Origin of the sequence: Flavobacterium cupreum, assembly GCF_003996965.1 — a bacterium.
Lineage (GTDB): Bacteria > Bacteroidota > Bacteroidia > Flavobacteriales > Flavobacteriaceae > Flavobacterium > Flavobacterium cupreum.
The window spans coordinates 258,498-280,063 of sequence record NZ_QWDM01000007.1; the positions used below are offsets into that span (position 1 = coordinate 258,498).

At 35.0% G+C, this 21,566-nt stretch carries 20 protein-coding genes; 10 read left to right on the forward strand and 10 right to left on the reverse strand.

The features are described 5' to 3' along the window. Nucleotides 1–51 precede the first annotated feature (51 nt). The gene (locus D0817_RS12980; RefSeq protein ID WP_127338797.1) at nt 52–984 is read left to right on the forward strand and encodes a ketopantoate reductase family protein; all 933 of its coding nucleotides are present in this window, start codon (nt 52–54) and stop codon (nt 982–984) included. A gap of 2 nt (nt 985–986) precedes the next feature. Here the strand turns inward: D0817_RS12980 and D0817_RS12985 are convergent, their stop codons facing one another. Continuing rightward, entirely contained in the window at nt 987–1,181 is a 195-nt protein-coding gene (locus D0817_RS12985; RefSeq protein WP_127338798.1) for a hypothetical protein, read from the reverse strand. Between the two features lie 174 nt (nt 1,182–1,355). On the opposite strand from D0817_RS12985, the gene D0817_RS12990 reads away from it, so the two are divergent. Next, a complete protein-coding gene (locus D0817_RS12990; protein WP_127338799.1) occupies nt 1,356–1,904 on the forward strand; it encodes a hypothetical protein in 549 nt (182 codons plus the stop codon). A gap of 3 nt (nt 1,905–1,907) precedes the next feature. Further along, nucleotides 1,908–2,567 (forward strand): hypothetical protein, encoded by a 660-nt coding sequence (locus D0817_RS12995; RefSeq protein ID WP_127338800.1) that lies wholly within the window; start codon nt 1,908–1,910, stop codon nt 2,565–2,567. A gap of 4 nt (nt 2,568–2,571) precedes the next feature. Here D0817_RS12995 and D0817_RS13000 read toward each other — a convergent pair whose 3' ends face one another. Both D0817_RS13000 and D0817_RS13005 read right to left on the reverse strand, forming a co-directional pair. Further along, on the reverse strand, nt 2,572–3,252 hold the full coding sequence (locus D0817_RS13000) for a response regulator transcription factor (RefSeq protein ID WP_127338801.1): 681 nt from the start codon (nt 3,250–3,252) through the stop codon (nt 2,572–2,574). Between the two features lie 10 nt (nt 3,253–3,262). Next, the gene (locus D0817_RS13005; RefSeq protein ID WP_127338802.1) at nt 3,263–4,621 is read right to left on the reverse strand and encodes a sensor histidine kinase; all 1,359 of its coding nucleotides are present in this window, start codon (nt 4,619–4,621) and stop codon (nt 3,263–3,265) included. 150 nt (nt 4,622–4,771) lie between these two features. On the opposite strand from D0817_RS13005, the gene D0817_RS13010 reads away from it, so the two are divergent. After that, a complete protein-coding gene (locus tag D0817_RS13010; RefSeq protein ID WP_238160871.1) occupies nt 4,772–6,874 on the forward strand; it encodes an outer membrane beta-barrel family protein in 2,103 nt (700 codons plus the stop codon). Between the two features lie 56 nt (nt 6,875–6,930). Here D0817_RS13010 and D0817_RS13015 read toward each other — a convergent pair whose 3' ends face one another. Beyond that, nucleotides 6,931–7,536 carry an RsmD family RNA methyltransferase gene (locus D0817_RS13015; protein ID WP_127338804.1) on the reverse strand — a complete coding sequence of 202 codons (606 nt, stop codon included), beginning with the start codon at nt 7,534–7,536 and terminating at the stop codon, nt 6,931–6,933. After that, entirely contained in the window at nt 7,533–8,354 is an 822-nt protein-coding gene (locus D0817_RS13020; RefSeq protein ID WP_127338805.1) for a DUF3822 family protein, read from the reverse strand. The genes D0817_RS13015 and D0817_RS13020 overlap by 4 nt, the downstream gene beginning before the upstream one ends. Nucleotides 8,355–8,607: 253 nt before the next feature. Here D0817_RS13020 and D0817_RS13025 point away from each other — a divergent pair, with 253 nt between their 5' ends. From D0817_RS13025 to kdsB, 3 genes are all read left to right on the forward strand, one after another. Then, complete coding sequence (locus D0817_RS13025) at nt 8,608–10,032, forward strand: ATP-dependent DNA helicase (RefSeq protein ID WP_127338806.1); 1,425 nt, start codon at nt 8,608–8,610, stop codon at nt 10,030–10,032. Between the two features lie 127 nt (nt 10,033–10,159). Beyond that, the gene (gene ygiD / locus D0817_RS13030; protein ID WP_127338807.1) at nt 10,160–10,990 is read left to right on the forward strand and encodes a 4,5-DOPA-extradiol-dioxygenase; all 831 of its coding nucleotides are present in this window, start codon (nt 10,160–10,162) and stop codon (nt 10,988–10,990) included. A 112-nt stretch (nt 10,991–11,102) separates the two neighbouring features. Next, nucleotides 11,103–11,837 (forward strand): 3-deoxy-manno-octulosonate cytidylyltransferase, encoded by a 735-nt coding sequence (gene kdsB, locus D0817_RS13035; RefSeq protein WP_127338808.1) that lies wholly within the window; start codon nt 11,103–11,105, stop codon nt 11,835–11,837. Between the two features lie 267 nt (nt 11,838–12,104). Here kdsB and D0817_RS13040 read toward each other — a convergent pair whose 3' ends face one another. The 5 genes from D0817_RS13040 to D0817_RS13060 form a co-directional block, all read right to left on the reverse strand. After that, the gene (locus D0817_RS13040; protein WP_127338809.1) at nt 12,105–14,519 is read right to left on the reverse strand and encodes an alpha-ketoacid dehydrogenase subunit alpha/beta; all 2,415 of its coding nucleotides are present in this window, start codon (nt 14,517–14,519) and stop codon (nt 12,105–12,107) included. Nucleotides 14,520–14,706: 187 nt separating this feature from the next. After that, nucleotides 14,707–17,487, reverse strand: coding sequence for an aminopeptidase (locus D0817_RS13045; protein WP_238160872.1), 2,781 nt, complete (start codon nt 17,485–17,487; stop codon nt 14,707–14,709). 270 nt (nt 17,488–17,757) lie between these two features. Continuing rightward, nucleotides 17,758–18,486, reverse strand: a complete 729-nt coding sequence (locus D0817_RS13050) for an LOG family protein (protein WP_127338810.1) — start codon at nt 18,484–18,486, stop codon at nt 17,758–17,760. Nucleotides 18,487–18,701: 215 nt separating this feature from the next. Then, complete coding sequence (locus D0817_RS13055; protein ID WP_127338811.1) at nt 18,702–19,061, reverse strand: cupin domain-containing protein; 360 nt, start codon at nt 19,059–19,061, stop codon at nt 18,702–18,704. Between the two features lie 283 nt (nt 19,062–19,344). After that, nucleotides 19,345–19,689 (reverse strand): helix-turn-helix transcriptional regulator, encoded by a 345-nt coding sequence (locus D0817_RS13060; RefSeq protein WP_127338812.1) that lies wholly within the window; start codon nt 19,687–19,689, stop codon nt 19,345–19,347. Between the two features lie 194 nt (nt 19,690–19,883). Here D0817_RS13060 and D0817_RS13065 point away from each other — a divergent pair, with 194 nt between their 5' ends. The 3 genes from D0817_RS13065 to D0817_RS13075 all read left to right on the forward strand — a co-directional run bounded on the left by D0817_RS13065 (nt 19,884) and on the right by D0817_RS13075 (nt 21,555). Further along, nucleotides 19,884–20,132 (forward strand): hypothetical protein, encoded by a 249-nt coding sequence (locus D0817_RS13065; protein WP_127338813.1) that lies wholly within the window; start codon nt 19,884–19,886, stop codon nt 20,130–20,132. Between the two features lie 71 nt (nt 20,133–20,203). After that, complete coding sequence (locus D0817_RS13070; protein WP_127338814.1) at nt 20,204–20,614, forward strand: hypothetical protein; 411 nt, start codon at nt 20,204–20,206, stop codon at nt 20,612–20,614. A 278-nt stretch (nt 20,615–20,892) separates the two neighbouring features. Beyond that, nucleotides 20,893–21,555 (forward strand): ATP-binding cassette domain-containing protein, encoded by a 663-nt coding sequence (locus D0817_RS13075; RefSeq protein WP_127338815.1) that lies wholly within the window; start codon nt 20,893–20,895, stop codon nt 21,553–21,555. Nucleotides 21,556–21,566: the final 11 nt, after the last annotated feature.

The following is a 21,566-nucleotide window of genomic DNA, read 5'->3' on the forward strand; positions in this document are numbered from 1 at the left end:
TCGACAAACATCTAACTTCTAACTTCTAACATTTAACATTTAGCATTTATAATGAAAACAAGGATAGGAATTTTAGGTCTAGGTGGAGTAGGCGGTTATTTTGGCGGACTTTTAGCAAAAGCGTATCACGAATCGGAAGACATCGAAATTGTATTTATTGCACGTGGCGAAACGTTTAAAGTAGTTTCAGAAGCAGGATTGAAAATTGTTACGAAGGATTCAGAAATGGTAGTTTTTCCGAAAGTAGTTTCAAATGATCCAATAGTTATTGGTAAACTCGATTACTTAATTTGTGCCACGAAGACCTATGATATCGAAGAAAGTCTTCTCGCTTTAAGTAAATGCATTACCAAAAACACAGTAATTCTTCCTTTATATAATGGCGTTGATGCTACCGAACGTATCAGTACCCTTTATCCGGATAATGAAGTGCTTCAAGGTTGTGTTTATATTTTTTCGATGATTGAATCACCTGGCGTTATTCATAACGTAGGTGCTCTGCAAAGATTGTTTTTTGGATCTGAAAGCGCTTCTGTCTATAAAATGAAAGCCCTGCAGACAATTTTCAAAAACGCATCGATTGATAGTCATCTGGTGGACAATATTGAAGATACCGTTTGGGAGAAATTTGTTTTTATTTCGGTATTAGCGTCAGCAACCTGTTACCTGGATTTTAACATCGGACAAATTCTGGAAAGCCGGACGGGCAGAAATGTATACGTTGCGCTCATGAATGAAATTACAATGATTGCGGCCGTAAAAGGACTCAATCTTCCTGAGGATATTATTATGCAGACGATTTTAAAACTTGAAAAAACTCCTCCGGATACAACATCATCGATGCATCGTGATTTGTTGGCCGGAAGAAATATAGAATTGGCTTCATTAACCGAATTTGTAATTAATGAAGGCCATAAATATGAAGTTGAGACCCCAACCTATCAATTGGTTTTTGATAAATTATCAAACCCAAAAGAAGCGTAAGTCTAAGATTCGTCTTTTGTGGCACGAACCAGACTGATTCCCGACATAAAGAAAACGATTCCAAGTATTCCATAAATAATTAAGGATTTAATATCCCTTGTTTCGCCGGAAGTACCTGCGAAAATAACTGCTGTGTAAATTAGGCCGATAATACCAAGGAGTGTAAGTAATCCTCCAAATAATCTTTTTAGGTTCATGATTTTTGTTTTTAATTGTTACTAGCAAATTTATTTGAATTAATAATCAATTAGTTATACAATTATCGATATGGATTATAAGATTTACATTGAATGAACTGTAAGAAAATAATTCATTTTCTATATTATGGCCTTGTTTTAATGCTATATTTGCGCCATCAACCTGAAAAAAAAATGAGAAAAAACTACCTGTTTTTATTTTTATCGCTTCTTTCAATGAATCATCTCCTGGCGCAGGAAGACGCTCCGACTACTGTGGTAAAAAATCAATTTAAAATTAATATGTTATATCCGGGCTTTGTTTATGAGCATGGTTTTTCAGATAAAAACACACTTTATTCGGAGGTTAATTTTGGTTTTGGATACCGTCATAATAGCTTTTATGACGAATCAACGGTGTATTTTTTCCCTTCTGTCAATGAGCAGTTTCGCCATTACTATAATTTTGAAAAGAGAGCTGCCAAAGGAAAAAGAACAGCCTATAACTCCGCTAATTTTGTCGCTTTAGGGGCTTACTATAATTTTAAATCTATTGCGACCAATAAAAAATACGGAGAATATTCCCCGTCTTTCACTATAGCTCCACTTTGGGGATTTCAGCGTACCTATAAAAGAAAATTTAATTTAGAAGTACATCTGGGAGCCGGAATCAATGTAGATAAATTCGATACTGAATTTACTGTCATCGGTAATCTTACTTTAGGTTGGGTAATTGGAAAATAAGCTATGATAAAAAAAACACTTTTCTTTTTGTTGGTTTTGCTCTGTGCGAAATCAAATGCACAGCATGCCAGAGTATTTGCAAATTTTTCGGCATATGCACATTCGGACTTTGAAAATAATTCCTTTGCAGAATTGGGAGCCGGATTAGAGGTAAAAGTCCATCGCTTTCTGAAACCCGAAATAGGAGTCAGTTATTTTATAGGAAGCCTGGAGGATTACAGTAAAAAGGATGCGCTGGGGAATACGCTCGATCTGAGAACCAGTAAGGCGTATGCCCTTAATTTTAACCTGACGCCCAAGATTTCGTTATACAGTAAAGAAGTAAATTCGGGTGATGTGTTTATTCAGATCTTACCGAGATTTAATGTTTCAAAAATTAGCGCAGATCGTAATTACACTGTGATTAATCAGACTAAACCATCGGCCTCTGTTACTACAAAAGAAACAATCACCGAATGGCAGCAATCGTTCGGAATAGGAGTAGGAATCGATATTGTACTTTCGGATAAAAGTTATGACTCGTTTTCTGTCAATGTGTATTACAACGGAGTGAATATGGGCAAAGCTTTAACAGAAGTAAACCACTCCGGCTCAAGGGTTAATACGGAAACAATCGGGGCGGGAATCAGCTATTATTTGGGATTTGAAAAGAAAAAGAATTAGATTCTTAAATTTTAAATTCAATACCAATATTCCGGATACTTTCGATACTGATTGTGGCATCTTCCCTAAAGTATTTCCGGATTTTACTGATGTAAACATCCATACTTCTGCCGGAGAAAAAATCATCATTGCCCCAAATGGCTTTTAGTATTTCTTCTCTTTTCACTAATTTGTTTTTATGCGAATAAAAATACTGAATCAAAGCAGCTTCCTTTTCCGTAAGCTGCTGATTGTTATCGTTTAGTTTTAAAGTCAGGCGTTGGGTGTCAAACAGATATAGTCCAATCTGAATTTCTGCTGTTTGCGTCGAAAGATCTTTTTGACGGCTTCTTTTTAAGATATTTTGCAAGCGTAAAATCAGTTCTTCAGCTTCAAAAGGTTTTACGATATAATCGTCTGCACCAAGTTTGAGTCCAATGATTTTGTCTTCTCTTAGTTTTTTGGCGGTCAGAAAAATAAAAGGAATTTCCGGATTTATTCTGATGATTTTTTCCGCTAATGAAAAGCCGTCCAGTTTAGGCATCATCACATCAAAAACACAAATGTCAAAATGCTGGTTTTTAAAAAGATCCAGTGCCATTTCGCCATCTTCTGCCCAGATTACTTCGAAATGATAAAGCTCGAGGTATTGCCTGAGCACGTTGGCAAAATCAAAATCATCTTCGGCTAAAAGGATTCTTTTCAATGGAAATGATTTAAACTTTAAACATAATCGTAAACACGGCTCCTTTTCCCAAATCGCTCATCACCGCAATTGAACCCTGATGCGCTTTTATAATCTGATTGACGTAGTACAAACCTAATCCGAGACCTTTTGCATTGTGTATATTGCCTTGTTCAACCCTGTAGAACTTCTCAAAAAGCAGGGCTTGTTTGTTTTTGGAAATCCCGATTCCGTCATCTTCAATACTGAGTGCAAACTGATCCTGATGCTTTCTTGTTTTTACAGAAATGCTGCTGGAACCATATTTTACGGCATTTTCGAGCACATTTAAAATAGCCGTTGTCAAATGAAATTTATCCAGAACCAAAACGGTTTTTTGCGTTTGAAAATCGGTTTCAATTGTAATTTTCGGATACCCAATTTTAAAATCTTCTACAATCGAAAGCAGGAAAGTTTCGGTATTTATTTTTTCTTTTTGTAATTCGATTTCGTTTTCTGCCAGTGAGTTGGCCAGAACCTGATCGATTAAGCTTTGCAAACGATTATTCTGGCGTGAGATGGTATTCAGAATCGCATTGAATGTTTCGTCGTTATCACGAATATTCTTCTGTTCTAATATTTTTGTTGAAATACCTAATGTTGCCAAAGGCGTCTTGAGTTCGTGTGTAATATTATTGATAAAATCAGTCTTGACGTCGCTCACTTTTTTTTGTTTGATTAAGGCTTTGATCGCAATTATAAAAAGCGTTATCAAAGTGAAAACAGAAAGCAAAGACAAAGTCAGAACAAAGGCCATACGCCTCAAAATAATCATTTCCCAGTCGATCACCGAAATGTACATCGAATCTTCCGTCAGTAATTTGTACTCCTGATTTTCAAATGTTCCATTGGTAGTGCCGACATAATTCCGAACTAGAAAAGCATGATTTAACGAAGCCAGATTCCCGTACAGTTTATTTTGGATAAAAGGTTTCTGAGAGAAAATAGTATCTGCTTTTTTGTTGTTTTGATACAGCACGAATTTATTCAGGACAATGGCAAAATCAATTCGGAGATTCGGCATTTCCCTTTCAAACTTACGCTGTATTTTCAATGTTAAGGCATCTCTGGATTCATTGGAAAGAATACGCGCTGTAATCGCAGCCTTAGATTTTTTTCCCTGAACGTAATTCTCGGTTAATTGTTTATAAAGCGCTTCTTTTTTAGCAACAATAACAGCATCGATATCACTGTAATTGTTTGAGATTTGCGCTATTTCATTTTTGATTTCGGTATGAAACTGCGCCACTTTATAATCATAAGTGGTTTTTACCAGATAGCATTGTACCGCCGATAAAATAATCAGGGCGATGACAGAAAAGGCTATTAATAAATTGATTCTTTGTTTCATACAGATCGAAAATTCATTCCAAAAATAATGTTTTTAGGATACAATTGGAGCATTAACTCCGCATTAACCTCCAATTAACTTTCGTGGCAATTTTTTAGAAGCATTTTTGCAGCATCTCAATCTGAAAATTATTGTTAAATGAAAATTTATATGTTTTTAAAAATTATTCTCGCGCTGTTAGTATTCTGTTTTTCAATTGTCGGAAATGCTCAAAATGAAACACCAAATGATAGTATTCCAAAGAAATTAGAAGAAGTTGTCATCACTCAGAACAAAAAAACGTTCACCAATACCAACGGAAATATAAAAATTGACGTTGTAAATTCGATTTATAATTCAATTCCGAATGCCGTTGATTTGCTGGCAAAATTACCAACCGTTCAGATCAGTTCGGATAAAGAAATTATTACCGTTATCGGAAAAGGAAGTCCGTTGATTTATATCGATAATCAAAAGGTGGGAATAAACGATCTGAATGCTTTGGCAGTGGCCGATATCAAAACGATCGAAATGATTCAGAATCCGTCTTCCAAATACGAAGCCGAAGGCCGCAGCGTAATTTTAATTACAAGGAAATTTAGTAAAAAAGACAGTTTCAGAACGGAAATTTCGGAAGTTGCTTCTTTCAAAAAACAGTATAACAATTACCTCGGATTCAATTCAAATTTCAAAAAAAATAAGCTCGAATGGAAAGCAAATTTCAATTACAATAAACTGCAGCCCTGGGAAAGTCACAGTATTAAATATCAGATTCCGGAAGCGAATATTGCATCCGATTATGATGTAGCGGCGCTTACCAAAAGAAACCAGTTTGTTTTTGGCGGAGGCTTGTTCTACAAAATAAATGACGATGATTATTTTTCAATTAGCGTGAACAGCAAACTGCAAAAAGATTCTTTTGATATCAATACGACAACCTATAATAAAAACAAGACCGAAATAAATAATGTGATCACATGGACGGGAAATGAAAGCAAAAAGAATTTTGTCAACTCCTTTTTGAATTATCAGAAAAAGATAAAGTCAATTGATGCACAGTTTTTTACAGGCCTGCAATATTCTAATTTTGATCAGGGTTTGTTTACCGAAGTAAGTGACAATTATAATGATACGCAATTCGAACAAGCGCAAATCAGGGATCAGAAATTTGAAATTAATTATTTTTCAGGAAGAATGGATATCGAGAAAAAATTTAAAAATGAACTGAAACTTGAATTTGGCGGCTTGTATTCGGCAGCAAATTCCAAGTCGGATGTTGCTGTTTTTTATACCGTAACCAATGACAACGAATTGAGTTTTTACGATTTCAAAGAGGCAAATGGATCCGGATACACACAATTGTCCGGTAAAATTAAAAAAATCGATTTTTCAGTCGGGTTCAGGGTGGAACACTCAAAAGTAACCGGAAAATTTAAAACAGACGAATTACCCTTACTGGATAAAAAGTACACGAATCTTTTTCCGAAAATGCAGTTTATAATTCCGATAGACTGTGTTAAAAGTATTTCGGTAAACTATGCCAAAAGTATTTCACGGCCTAATTATTCGTCTTTAAGTCAGGGATCTACCTATATTAATCCGTACTTTTTATATGCGCGAAATATTAATTTAGTGCCGACCATTACTGATGAGATTGCTGCGAATTTTCAGTACCATGACAAATCGGTTCGATTAAGTTTTACCAAAAGCAATAATCCCGTTCATAACAGTTTTTCTTTTGATGATCAAAAAAACATCATGACGTTTAAGGATATCAATTTTGATAAAAGTACTGCAGTGTCGCTTGATTTTACGTTGCCATTTACTTATAAATTCTGGACAACCACCAATTCTTTGGTTTTCATCTTAGAAAAGATTGAAGATGAATCTGCAGTAGTTCTGGCTTCAGAGCCTTATTTATATTATGTGTCAAATAACGAATTCAGGCTTCCGAAAGAATATGTTTTCACTTTGAATTTCTGGGGACTAACGAAGCAAAAAACTGGTGTTTTTGAAACAAATCCAAGGCTTATTGTAGACATGGCCGTTTCAAAAACCTTCTTTCAAAAGTGGAAATGTACACTGAGCTGTAATAATATTTTTAAAAATAATATTGAAACCGAAAAATTTACCATCAATACGATTCATTCTACAGCACGATACGTGGTGGATAATCATGAAATTTCAATCGCCGTAAAATATTCCTTCGGGAAGATAAAAGAAACGGAATTTAAAGAGCGAAATATCGACGAAAACCAAAACAGAATCCGTTAAAAAACAAAAGTCTCCTGAATTTCAGGAGACTTTTTTTATGAATTGAAAAGAAGAATTTATCCTTCGTCTTCTTCTGTAGCTTTGCTGGATGTTTCATCTGCCATTTCTTCGTCGTCATCCGTGGAATTCAATTCGAAGAAAGTAAAAAAGGAACCGCCATAACTTTTCTGAAAGGAGAAATTACTCAAATGTTCCATTTTGGTATATTTGGAATGTTCGATAATCATCATCCCGTCGTCGTGAAGCAAATCTCTTTCGAAAACCGTCAGGACTATTTTTTCAAAAGTAGCCTGGTCTAAGCCGTAAGGCGGATCGGCAAAAATAATATCGTAAGAAGTTTTGCAGTTTTCAAGGAATTTAAAAACATCGCTTTTTGTGGCTGCAATTTCAAAATCATACTCTGAGGCCACCTGTTTGATGAATTTTACGCATCCAAAATCACCATCAACCGAGGTAATAGGAGCACTTCCCCTTGAAGCGAATTCGAAACTGATATTTCCGGTACCTGAAAATAAATCCAGAACCTTTAAGCCTTCAAAACTAAAGTGATTGTTCAGCACATTAAACAATGCCTCTTTACTCATGTCAGTTGTTGGTCGTACAGGAAGGTTTTTGGGTGGAAAAATGCGGCGTCCTTTGAATTTTCCTGAAATGATTCTCATGATTGAAATAAGATATAATGTTTTTGATTCTGAGCGGTAGAGTAGCTGTTTTTTTCTTGTAACCTGCTTACATCCAAAAATGTAACGTTACGAATGTATTTATACGCAATGGCATAAAAAGGATCATTTTTGGTTATAGTTCCCAATAATTCAAGGTGAAAACTTTCGGGGTTTAAACTCAGTTGTTCAGCTGTGAAAAGCAGATAATATAAAAAGTCTTCCGGTGTCTGATATTCGAATGAGTTGAACAGCAACAGTTTTTGGTTCTGTACCACAATAAGCTCAAAATGGTCCGGATTAAAATTAACGACCATTTTTTTATCGTCGTTATTTTTAGAAGCTTCCAGTATTTTCTCAATTAAAATACTGTTGGCATGCTTGTAATCGAAGGAACCCACCTGATCAATCAGAAAATTATTGATATTCACATAGGGAATGTAAACCGTATTCATCTCGTAATTTGAAATCTGATCGTACGTAAAAAAATCAGTTTCAAAAACCTTGGTATTGTACTGCAGGTAACTGCCCAGATAATTTTCATCAAATAAGGCAACAGGCACAAAAGTCGAAAGATTGTTACTGTGAATGACGGTAATGTCATCATAAGTCTCTTTTAATTCCGGATGTTTTTTAAAAGCATCACTATACAATTCCTCTATTTTGGACCCTTTTTGCGTAGGTGTAAATTCTACTTCATTAAACGAAGTGATGGTATTATTAAGCGTGTCAAAACAACAAAATGAAAATCCGCTCAGCGAAACCTGAATCGAAAGTTTTTTGTATTTTTTTGATGTGATATTCGTATTTTGAAATGCCATAATCTGATTTACAATTCATTACCTGTTGTAGTATCAAGAAAGAATTTAGTTAAAAGACAAACTTACAAATTAAAAAGCAACAATAATAATTGCAATTTCAAAAACAACATTTTCTTAAAGTTACCGGCTTATTATATTTTTATTAATTCTGTAATTTTAATTAGCCTCTTTTTAAAAATATTATCATTAAAATCGATTTCCGAAATTGGCTTTGACGCCAAAAAGACCGTACTTTGCAATTCAAATTTATCCTATGAATTCATCACTGTTTTACAGCGTTTTACAAAGAAAATTCCCTTTTACCCCAACTTATAAACAGGATATATTTTTTCAGAAAATCGCTATTTTCCTGACAGAACCGGCCAATGATACCATTTTTGTATTAAAAGGATATGCCGGAACCGGAAAAACAACCGTGATCTCAACAATAGTAAATAATCTTGGTGATGTTAATAAGAAGTTTGTGTTGCTTGCACCAACCGGACGCGCTGCAAAAGTAATCGCCAACTATTCGAATACGCCCGCATTTACCATTCATAAAAAAATATATTTTCCTAAAAAATCTTCCGGAGGAGGAGTTGCTTTTACAAGACAAATCAACAAACATAAAAATACCATCTTTATCGTCGATGAGGCTTCGATGATTTCAGACACGACTTCAGATTCGAAATTGTACGATAACGGATCGCTGTTAGACGATTTGATTTCCTACGTGTATTCGGGGACCAATTGCAAGATGATTCTTTTGGGAGACACAGCACAGTTACCTCCTGTCAATCTGGATATTAGTCCGGCGCTTGATACGCAAACGCTGGGTATTCATTACAACAAAGAAATCGAACATATCGAGCTGGATGAAGTAATGCGTCAGGAAGAAAGTTCCGGAATTTTGTTTAATGCTACGGAATTACGCGAACTGCTGAAGGAATCTTTTATAACAGAATTTAAATTCAATGTAAAGAAATTCAAAGATATTGTCAGGCTTACCGATGGCTATGATATTCAGGACGCCATCAATACGGCATACAGCAATTATAGCATTGAAGACACGGCTTTTATAGTTCGTTCGAATAAAAGGGCCAATCAGTATAACGAGCAAATCAGGACCAGGATTCTGTTTAAAGAAAGTGAACTATCGGTTGGCGATTTCCTGATGGTGGTCAAGAATAATTATTTTTGGCTAAAGGAAACCGACGAAGCCGGATTTATTGCCAACGGGGATATTATTGAAGTGCTGGAACTTTTTGGAATCAAAGAACTATACGGATTCAATTTTGCAAAAGTAAAGATCAGAATGGTCGATTATCCGGATCAGAAACCTTTCGAAACAGTTCTGATTTTAGATACCATAAAAAGTGAATCTCCTTCTTTGACGTACGAAGAATCCAATCGTTTGTACGAAGAAGTCATGAAGGATTATGAAGATGAATCTACCAAATACAAAAAGTTTCAAAAGGTCAAAAACAACGAATATTTCAATGGCCTGCAGGTGAAATTCTCGTATGCCATTACCTGTCATAAATCGCAGGGAGGGCAATGGGACACGGTTTTTGTCGAACAGCCCTATCTGCCAAACGGAATTGACCGTGATTACATCAGATGGCTGTACACGGCGATGACACGTGCTAAAAATAAGTTATATTTGATAGGTTTTAAAGACGAGAGTTTTGCCGAATAGATTTTTGCCACTAATTTCACGAACTAGCATGAATTTTTTTTGAGATTTAATTTAATTAAAAAAATATTCAGCCTTGGTAATTAGTGTAAATTGGTGAAATTCGTGGCGAAAGAAAAACAACTTTACAATGACAACACTAAACGATTTACATTCGATTTCATCCACGTTTTCGAATACCGATAAAATGCCGGTTTTGTTTTTGGGACACGGCAGTCCGATGAATGCGATTGAAGAAAATCAGTTTGTAGCCGGTTTTCGTAATCTGGCGAAAACATTACCGCAGCCCAATGCTATTTTGTGTATTTCGGCACACTGGTTTACCAACGGAACCAAAGTGACCGCCATGCAGATGCCAAGAACAATTCATGATTTCGGAGGTTTTCCACAGGCACTTTTTGATGTGCAATATCCCGCGAAAGGCAGTCCGGAATTAGCGCAGGAAACAAAAAAAATACTGGAACCTGTCCAAGTAGATTTAGATGAACACTGGGGTTTAGATCATGGTGCGTGGAGTGTCATCAAGCATTTATACCCGGAAGCGAATGTTCCCGTGATTCAGTTGAGTATTGATTATACCAAATCAGGCCAATATCATTTTGAACTGGCTCAACAGTTACAATCCTTGCGTCATAAAGGCGCTCTGATTATCGGCAGCGGTAATATAGTGCACAATTTACGACTGGTAGATTTCAGGAATTTTGATAAGGACAATTATGGTTTTGACTGGGCGATTGAAGCCCGGGAAACCGTTAATAACTATTTATTGGATGGCAATTTTCAGCCTCTAATCAACTTCGAAAAAATGAACAAAGCCGTTCAGACAGCGATCCCGACTCCGGATCATTATTTGCCTTTGCTGTATACTTTAGGATTAAAGCAGGAATCAGAAGAATTAAGCTTATTTAATGATAAATTGCTGGCGGGCTCCCTAAGCATGACCTCCGTAAAAATTATGTAAAAAGAACTTCGTGAATCTCCGTGAAATCTTTGTGAAAGAATAATTACACAAAGCAGCACAAAGATTTCATGGAGATTCACAGAGAAAAATAGAAAAATAAAAAATAGTAAGAATGAAAATAATAGCTGTAATTCCGGCACGATACGCCTCCACACGTTTTCCTGCGAAATTAATGCAGGATTTAGGAGGGAAGACCGTAATTTTAAGAACTTATGAAGCTGCTGTAGCCACAAAATTATTTGACGATGTTTTTGTAGTAACCGACTCTGACCTGATTTTTAATGAAATTGTTGCTAAAGGTGGCAAAGCGATCATGAGTATTAAAGAACACGAATCCGGAAGTGACCGTATCGCGGAAGCTGTGGCGAATTTAGATGTTGATATCGTCGTGAACGTGCAGGGTGATGAACCATTCACGGAAGCTGGTCCGTTAGAGCAGGTTTTGACTGTTTTTAGGAACGATCCTGATCATAAAGTAGATTTGGCTTCACTGATGCGTGAAATTACAGATGAAGAAGAAATCAATAATCCGAACAATGTGAAAGTGGTGGTCGATCAGTCGAACTTCGCCTTGTATTTTTCGCGTTCTGTAATTCCGTATCCGAGAGATAAAGATGTTGGCGTGCGTTACTTTCAGCACATCGGAATTTATGCTTTCAGAAAGCAGGCGCTGCTGGATTTTCACAGCCTTCCAATGAAATCGCTGGAAGCTTCCGAAAAGTTAGAGCAGCTTCGTTATCTGGAATTTGGAAAACGAATCAAAATGGTTGAAACCACCCACGTGGGAATTGGAATCGATACCGCTGAGGATCTAGAGAAGGCAAGAGCTATTTTGAAAGATATATAAGCGTGAGATAGTACGCGGATTACACGGATTTATACGGATTTTTATACCATGTTTTTTGTGTTTCACAGCTGTCAGGCTGAGCGAAGTTATAGTATTGAGGCTGAGCGAAGTCAAACTTGTCAGGTTGACCGAAGTCAAATGTCAGGCTGAGCGAAGTCGAAGCCCCCCGCAAAGTATTTCGATTTTTGCATGACAAACTTCAGTTAAAACCATAAAAAAAGCTCCAAAAATAATTGGAGCTTTTTCTATATCGAAATCAAACTAAATTTATTGATATAAATTCGGAAATTTAGCAGGATTAACTTCATTCATCATGTTGTACACTTTCTCGAAAATATCTTCGGCAGAAGGTTTAGAGAAATAATCTCCATCTGTTCCGTAAGCAGGTCTGTGTGCTTTGGCAGCCAGAGTCTGCGGTTTGCTGTCCAGATATTTATAAGCGTCCTGTTCTTCGAGGATTTGTTGTAAAATAAAGGCTGAAGCTCCACCCGGAACATCTTCGTCGATTACCAAGAGACGATTTGTTTTGGCAACACTTTTTACGATATCGTGGTTAACATCAAACGGAAGTAAGGACTGGATGTCAATCACTTCGCAATCAATTCCTAGATCCAGTAATTCGGTTGCCGCCTGTTCTACCAGTCTTAAGGTAGATCCGTAAGAAACCAAAGTAATATCAGCTCCTTCTTTTAGTGTTTCCACAACTCCGATTGGTGTTTTGAACTCTCCAAAATTAAGCGGCGTTTTTTCTTTTAAACGATATCCGTTCAGACATTCAATGACCAGGGCAGGTTCGTCACACTCCAAAAGCGTGTTATAGAAACCGGCAGCCTGTGTCATGTTTCTCGGAACCAAAACGTGGATTCCACGAATAGCATTGATAATCATTCCCATTGGTGAACCCGAATGCCAGATCCCTTCTAAACGGTGTCCACGGGTTCTGATAATTAATGGGGCTTTTTGTTTCCCAACAGTTCTGTATTGTAAAGTAGCCAAATCATCACTCATGATCTGAATGGCGTACAGTAAATAATCTAAATATTGAATTTCAGCTATCGGACGTAAGCCTCTTAAAGCCATTCCGATTCCCTGTCCAAGAATAGTAGCTTCCCTGATGCCTACATCGGCAACACGGAGTTCACCGTACTTTTCCTGCATCCCTTCAAGTCCCTGATTAACATCGCCAATGTTTCCGACATCTTCACCGAAAATCAAAGTTTCCGGATATTTTGTAAAAAGTGCATCGAAGTTATCACGAAGAATCATTCTTCCGTCTAAATCAGGTTTGGCATTCTCTGCGTATTCAGGAAGAACTTTCTCTACTGAAAAAACATTTTGAGCGGAATCAGAATACAAATTACTGCTGAATTTTCCTTGAGTATCTGCGATATAACTGGTAATCCACTCCGACAATAAAGCTTTGCTGTTCGGAACTTCAATAAAACGCAATATTTTTCTGGAGATGACAAGCATTTCCTTTTTCAAAGGCGATTTTATAGCGCTAAGTTCCGAGATGTATTTCTGGATTTTATCTTTATGATTGATGCTGGCAGCTGAAATCTGCTCCAATAAAACCAAAAGGTTTTTCTGGTCTTCGATAATTGGATTGATAAACGAATTCCACGCCTCTTTTTTAGCTTCCAGAACTTCTTTTTTGATTTCAAAATCAATTTCGGATAATTCCTCCGGTGATGCAATATTGATGGCAATCATCCATAATCGCATCTGACGAATACAGTCATAATCTCTTTCCCAACCCAGTCTTTCGGCATTTTTGTAACGCTCGTGTGATCCTGAAGTCGAATGTCCCTGCGGCTGAGTCAATTCATTCACGTGGATTAAAACCGGTACATGCTCTTCACGTGCGATTGCTGCAGCTTTTTCGTAAGTTGAAACCAACTCGGCATAATCCCAGCCTTTCACCCTGAAAATTTCATAACCTTTTGAATCTTCATCACGCTGGTATCCTTTAAGGATTTCAGAGATATTTTCTTTGGTCGTCTGGTGTTTGGCGTGAACCGAAATTCCGTATTCATCATCCCAGACACTCATGACCATCGGAACCTGTAAAACTCCGGCAGCATTTATGGTTTCAAAAAATAAACCTTCAGAAGTACTGGCGTTTCCGATAGTTCCCCACGCAACTTCGTTTCCGTTTACAGAAAATTTGTCTTTGATTGTAATCCCGTCAACATTTCTGTAAATTTTAGAAGCCTGCGCTAATCCTAACAACCTTGGCATTTGCCCGGCTGTAGGAGATATATCTGCACTTGAATTTTTTTGTTTTGTTAAGTCTTTCCAGGAACCGTCCTCGTTTAAACTGTGTGTTACGAAGTGACCGCCCATTTGTCTTCCGGCAGACATCGGATCAAAATCTAAATCAGTATGACCGTACAAACCGGCGAAAAACTGTTTTGGAGTAAGTTCCCCTATAGCCATCATGAAAGTCTGATCGCGGTAATATCCCGAACGGAAATCCCCATTTTGAAAAGCTTTTGCCATAGCAAGCTGCGGCACTTCTTTCCCGTCACCAAATATTCCAAATTTGGCCTTTCCCGTCAACACTTCTTTACGTCCCAATAGACTACATTCACGGCTGGTTACAGCAATTTTGTAGTCGTTAAGTACCTCAGTTTTGAAATCTTCGAAAGTCAATGTAGTATTGTTTTTTTCTTTAATCATAATCTGGAATGGTCATGTTATGGGGCAAAATTACTTAAAAAGTATCAATAATCATAATTCATTAAAATAAATATAATTTAATTATTTACAAGTAAATTGCTAAAACTACGTATATTTTTTATTGAATATTCAGCTTATTTGTGATATAAGTGAATATAATTCATCTTTTTGTTTAAATTTTATTCAATTACAGCCACTTTCGGGTAAAAAGATTGACTAATGTTTTAGGAGAAAAAGTGACCACAAATCGTATTTTTTCATTGTATTTGTTTTGGGAAACTTCCCAGCCGTTATTGGAGTATACCGGAAAATAGAGTTCAAAGTAATCCGGAACAAGGTTCAGTCGGATTCCGGCATCATACGCAAAATCAGCGGTTTGCTGTTTGCTTTTCATAACACCTACATCTCCATAAGCCTCAACCCAGTTCCAGATCGAATAACTGGCATTCAGGGTCGCCATCCATCTGTTTGCGTATCGCGGTGCTATTTTAGATTTAAAACCACCTTCCGCCATGACAAATTGCTGACTGAATATTCCGGTGCTTTCCGATCTTCCCAGGAAATTATAATCAAATAAATAATCTGTTGGCCGGTCTAAACCAAAACTGAAATAATCTGAATTGGTATTGTTGTAGATGAAACTTCCCGCATACAATCTCAAATTCAGCCTTCTGTTGTTTTCAAATAACCTTCTGTATTCTATTTCCCCGGCCAGTTTTCCGAAATCACCCGAAAACTGAACATCAGTCATCAGATTAAAGTGATCGACCAATTCCGTTTTCGTATTCAGGTAACGCGCATTGAAAACAGAATAATTGGGTTTGGAGTTGTCTGTGATATATTTGCTGGCTTCGCGATTTACGATGACCTGGCGCAACAGGAAAAGCTGTTTTCTGTTGTCCCTGAAATTTTCTTCCCGAATCCTGAACTGAACCATCGGATTCAATCTGAAATAAGTCGCATCGGGCGCATAATGATAATAATTCTGACTAATCGAATATCTGACATTATAAAGTGTGCTGTTGCGATAAAAATGACTTAAAGAAAAGGCCGAAGAACCGGAAAGCGTGCCGGCATTAATAGAGTAGGCCGGATTAATATCGAATGTAAAGGGCTTGTCTAGTATCGTTTTATTGTGAAGACGTATTCCCGGAGTCAGTCCGTCATAGTAATTATAAGTAAGAGTCGGAACGTATAAGATCTGATTATAATACGGATCTTCAAGATCTTTTGCGAAATTAAATTTTATCGGACGATTTGTGATGACCAGGCTCTTCAATGATTTCCAGTTGTTTCTTAAATTGTATTCCGGAACTTCATTGTCATAATTCAAAACTATTTTATCTGCTTTTTTTCGGTCAAAAACGTAAATTGAATCATTGTTTCGGGGCTCAATCCATTTCTTGAAAACAACTTCGTTTTTTCTGATTCCGTACACAGGAATTGGCGTAAACACACTGGTTTTGTTTCGTATCGAAAATTGTATACTGTCTTTGGTTCTGGAAACATTCGAAAATTTATAATCGATAATATCACGGGAATCAATAATGGTGGTAAAAAACCATTGAATGTCTTTTTGACTGTTTTTGGTTAGTATTTTTTCGAAATCAGATCGGTCCGCTTGTTGGGCTTTATTTAAATCATAAAATTCCTGTACACTCTGTGGTACAATATCATGGTTTAAATAATCATCCAAATAGCTCAGGCTTAAACCGGCACGGTACTTACTGGCAATCTGTTCGTTAAATTTTATGAGGGTGTTTTTGGGATCTCCGAGAGGCTGATCAAGGTTTTTTCTGGCCATCAGCATATAATAGTAGCTGTATTGTTCGTTAAAAGTCAGATTGGTAATGTTGTAACTTTTAAAGAGTTTCATGTTCGAGAGGCTTCCCAGCATCTTCTGGTCCAGATGGTTTTCTTCCATGAATTTCATCATGGTATAAATCTGAATCCCGTCGTAAACCCAGTTATCTTTTCTGGGATCTAAGCGCAGGCTGTTCTTTAAATAATTATTGAGATAGGTTTTCAAAAACGTAATTTCAAATATAAAATCATCTGAAAACGGACTAATAAAAGACGGCAGTTGATTTAATCCGTAAAAAGGATTTCGATCGTAATCAACCTGTGAAACTGTAATTTTTTCATGCGGATATTTACCAATAAAAGCACTGGCAAAATTAACGACCTTATTGATGATAATGGCCTTTTCTATCTCGCTGAGTTTTTTGTTTTTTAGGTTAGAAAGTACTTCAATGGAGCCATTTTGATAGCTTTTGAAACTATTTTGTTTTTCGATAAATAAGTTAAAATCAGTTCTGTTATTTCCTGAAAAAGAATAAACAGCCGATTGTGGATTGGTCAGATCCGTTGCAACCGTATTTAAATCCGTCGTAATCGAATAACCACTTGGGACTTTTATCGCGATTTCATAATTGGTGACTGCATTTGCAATATCGTCAAGATTGAAATTATTGTATTTTATAAAATTGTGATTTTCGAAACGTGCCGGGCTTAGATACCAGTTTTTCAGATTCATTCCGCCATTCTGGTCAAAACCATACTCGGTAAATTTATTGCTCGGAATCTTGGCAACATAAGTCAGGTGCAGCTCGATTTTTTGATTCGGAAGAAGTTTCTGTTTTAGTTTTATAACGATATAATCCGGATTTTTCTCTGTTCTTTCCCAGTCAAGTGGGAGATCGTCAGAATCTGTCAGATTTACAATAGTGGTACTTCCTCTTTCCTCTGCGCCGGCCAAATGAAAACCGCGGTAAAACTCGTCCGAAAAACGTCTGGCTAACGGGGTATTTTTGCCTGAAAAAGCGTTGTTCCAGTCATTCAGCACAATCGAATCGAGAGAATCGTTAGAGATGTTGTAAAATATAAGGTCCTGTTTTACATTCAGTGTTTTCAACTCAAAATTTACCGCAGCTTCTATCTTAGACTGATGTTGCGCATATTGTTTCATTGAACTGAATAAAACGAAAACGAAGAAAATTATTTTATAAAATGATCTCAATAGATGCTTCTGTTTTTAAGATATATCTTTATTTACGTTCTCTGGGCGATGTTGGATTTTTGTAAAAATAGTATAAAAAAAGCTGTTAAAAAAAACAGCTTTAATTTTTTGCAATATGTTGATGTAATTTAACTATTTAAGTAGTTTAAGTTCATGTAAATTTTACTTTTACCGATGCGGCGTTGAATGAATTCAAATTATGTAAACAGCTAAAAATATTTAGAAATTCGGACTTAAATCGTATTTTTTATAGAATTTGTCCAAAGCCTCAACCACTTCATCTTCAGTATCTACGATCTTAAATAGGTTAAGGTCTTCCGGGCTTACCGTATGCATTTTTTCTACTAAAACTGTTTTTACCCATTCGATCAGTCCCGACCAAAATTCAACACCTACTAATATAATTGGGAATTTTCCAATCTTTTTCGTCTGAATCAAAGTAATGGCCTCAAACATTTCGTCTAAAGTTCCAAAACCACCCGGCATAACCACAAAACCTTGTGAATACTTAACGAACATTACTTTTCTCACAAAGAAATAATCGAAATTCAGGTTTTTATCGTGATCAATATAAGGGTTAAAATGTTGCTCAAAAGGCAATTCAATGTTCAGTCCAACCGAAGTTCCGCCTCCTAAATGCGCCCCTTTATTTCCGGCTTCCATAATTCCCGGCCCTCCGCCTGTAATTACACCGTAACCTGCTTTACTAATTTTATAGGCAATTTTTTCTGCCAGTAAATAATATTTATCGTCTGGTTTTGTTCTGGCTGATCCAAAAATTGATACACACGGACCAATACGCCCCATGCTTTCGTAACCGTTTACAAACTCAGCCATGATTTTAAAAATCGCCCAGCTGTCATTGGTTCTGATTTCATTCCACGTTTTTTGTTTCAAACGGTCCTGAATTACTTTATCCTCATCATTATCAAAATCTTCTAATCTCATTTTAGGTATTTTAATTATTTATATTTTTATTCTTAAGTTGTGTCTTTATTTTTGAATCAGGTCGCCACATTGAGTGTGTACAGAGTGATGAGCTATTTCCTGCTGTCCGCTGTATCTTTTGTGGCGAACCCCGCCACAAAAGGATGCCGCTACCATCAGGGCTAGGGCATTCGGCTTCAATTAAAGCATCGTTTTATAAAAAGAAGAACTCTTTACTAATACGTCTGTTCTTCAATTGACTTGGTGATGTTGCTTTTGACCTTTCCGGTATGTTCTGTGGTTTTCGATTCAATCAGCATTATAGAACATTCTTCAACCGATGAAACCCTGTGATTGATGCCTTTTTTCACAACGAATAAATCGCCTTTTTTCATCGTGAAAGAGGGCTCGTTTTCAATTTCCATTAAAAGTTCACCGTCGATGATGTAAAATAATTCATCTTCATTTTCGTGATTATGCCACGGCACTTCCTGACCTTTTATTTTGGCCACTTTAATATACTGATCGTTTACTTCATCAATTATTTTAGGTGAAAAATAGCGGTCAACGGTATTTAATTTTTCTTTTAGATTCATAGATTTTCTTTAAGTACCTGTCAAAATCAAAATAACGTTGACAAAATGGGCGTACTAAATTAATCCTTTTTTCGAGAATTGTTACAAAAATCTGGGTTTATTAATTGAATTGTAACATTTTCAAAGGTTTGATTTTGGTTGGGGTTTCAATATCAGTAGATTAAGTTGTTATAGGAAATACGAATTGATATCTGTTGACACGTCGCAGTATCTTCTGCCGGTTTACGGTTTTGTTTAAATAATTAAATATTAACCAGGATTTTTTTTGGTATAAATAGATCTTTTATAAAATCTTGTTTTTTAAAATAATTAATAGGTCGTCAAGTTTTTTGTATAATTCATTTATTTCGCTCTGTGGTATTATAATCTTTATTTTTATACCATTTTTGGATTTATCTTTTTCTCTTTGATTAGTGTTGATACTAAATAACGTATCATCGCTTTCAAAAATATCCTCAACTTTCACATTTAATATTTTGGCCATTTTTTTCCATTCTTGTGTTGAAATTTTTATCAGACCTTTTTCTCTTCTATTATATTGGGATTGATCCATAAATAGTAGTTCTGCAATCTGTTCCTGAGATAATTTTTTCTCCCTTCTTTCGGCTTTTAATCTATTTTTTATCATTTTACCCTAAAATTTTTAATTTAACAAAATTAATAAAAAAGTAGGATTATATTTATATTGTATGCTTTGATTCACATATTTTTTCGTATGTTCACATTTTTAATTAGAATTTAAAAAGTGAAATTTGTCTTACAAAATTTTTCGCGAGAATTTGTGTAATAATTTAAAATATTAATTTATACAATTTTTAAAAAATGAAAAAAATGATTTATGCAACTGTTGTTATGATGTTATTTATAACTGTTTCTATGGGAAACATTAAAAAAAATCATATTCAAATTCTAACTTTAAAAGAAAATAAAAATACTGAGATTATCAGATTAAAATATTCTGATAATATTGAAAATGTAGATTTAAAATTTAATAAAAAGTGTTATAGAGAAAAAAGTGATTTTGCCGGGTTTGTATGCTGGCTATTTAATATGCATTGTCAGCCGATCTAATTTATTTAAAAAGAATTATTTAAACAGCTATAATTCATTATAGCTGTTTTTTGTTAATAAAAATCATAGATATGAAAATTGAAACAAAAGGAATATTTTTTTTACTACTTTTAATTACTACATGTAATTATAATGTTTTTCCACAAGATAGCAGACTTATGGGGAAATGGGTAAATAACGAAGATTACTCAGATATAAATTATATAGAATTTAAAAATGAAAATATAGTACTATTATTTCAGGGCGAAAAGCAGTCTCCTCCGTTTGTATTTATTACAGATTTTACAAAAGAACCAGTCTGGATAAATATGAAGGTTGAAGAGAATGGGATTGAAGCTAAAATATTAGGATTGCTACATTTTATTAACCCGGATAAAATAAAAATAGAATTTTTTTATGGTGAATTTGAAGAACAGCCTACGGATTTTTCTTTAAATAAAAACTCTCAAAGCCAGTTATATATATTTAATCGTTTAAAATAGATGGTAAAAATTATATTTAAGTACTATTTTGATGTTAATTTTTTTAACCTTATCTATTCTTTTCTACTAAGTCTGTTGTTTTTTAATTTTTATTTAATGCCAATTATTTTTGCCAGCATTGGAACGATTTTCGGTATTTTCAGCTTTCAGTATTTTTATTGTAATGAATATTATTTTTATCATAATAAAGGATTTACTAAAAAGAGATTAAATTTGATTGTCCTGTTTTTGAATGTTTTTATTTCGACTATTGTCTTCATAACTTATCAGCTAATAAAATGAATGTTTTAGAAATTAAAAATGTAAATAAATCTTTTAAAGAAAAACAAATTTTAAAAAATTTATCATTTCAATTTTACACTGGTGAAATAAATGCAATTTTTGGACGAAATGGTAGTGGTAAATCGACTCTTTTAAAACTTATTTACGGAACTTTAAAATCAGATAGCATAGAAATTAGAATCAATGGAGAGTTCATAAAAGAGAGTAAAGTCATTTTGGACAATAGAATTGGTTATTTGCCACAAAAAGATTTCTTGCCTAAAAGATTAAAAGTTTCAGAAATAATTTTCATGTATTTTAATGATGAGGATAAACAAGATAAAATATTTTATGCTCCTCGGATTACTAATATACAAAATCGTAAAATTTGGGAATTATCTCTTGGAGAAAGAAGGTATTTGGAAATTATTTTACTAGGTAATTTAAATCATAATTTTTTATTATTAGATGAGCCGTTTTCTATGGTTGAACCTTTATTTATTGAAATAATTAAAGATTTTTTAAATAATATAAAAGAAACTAAAGGAATAATTTTGACGGATCATTATTATGAAGATGCTATGCAAATTGCAAACAAAATATTTTTAATAAAGGAAGGCGATAAGATAAATATTCATGATAAAAATGATTTAGTTTATCATGGATATTTATCTCATTAAAAATTTAGATT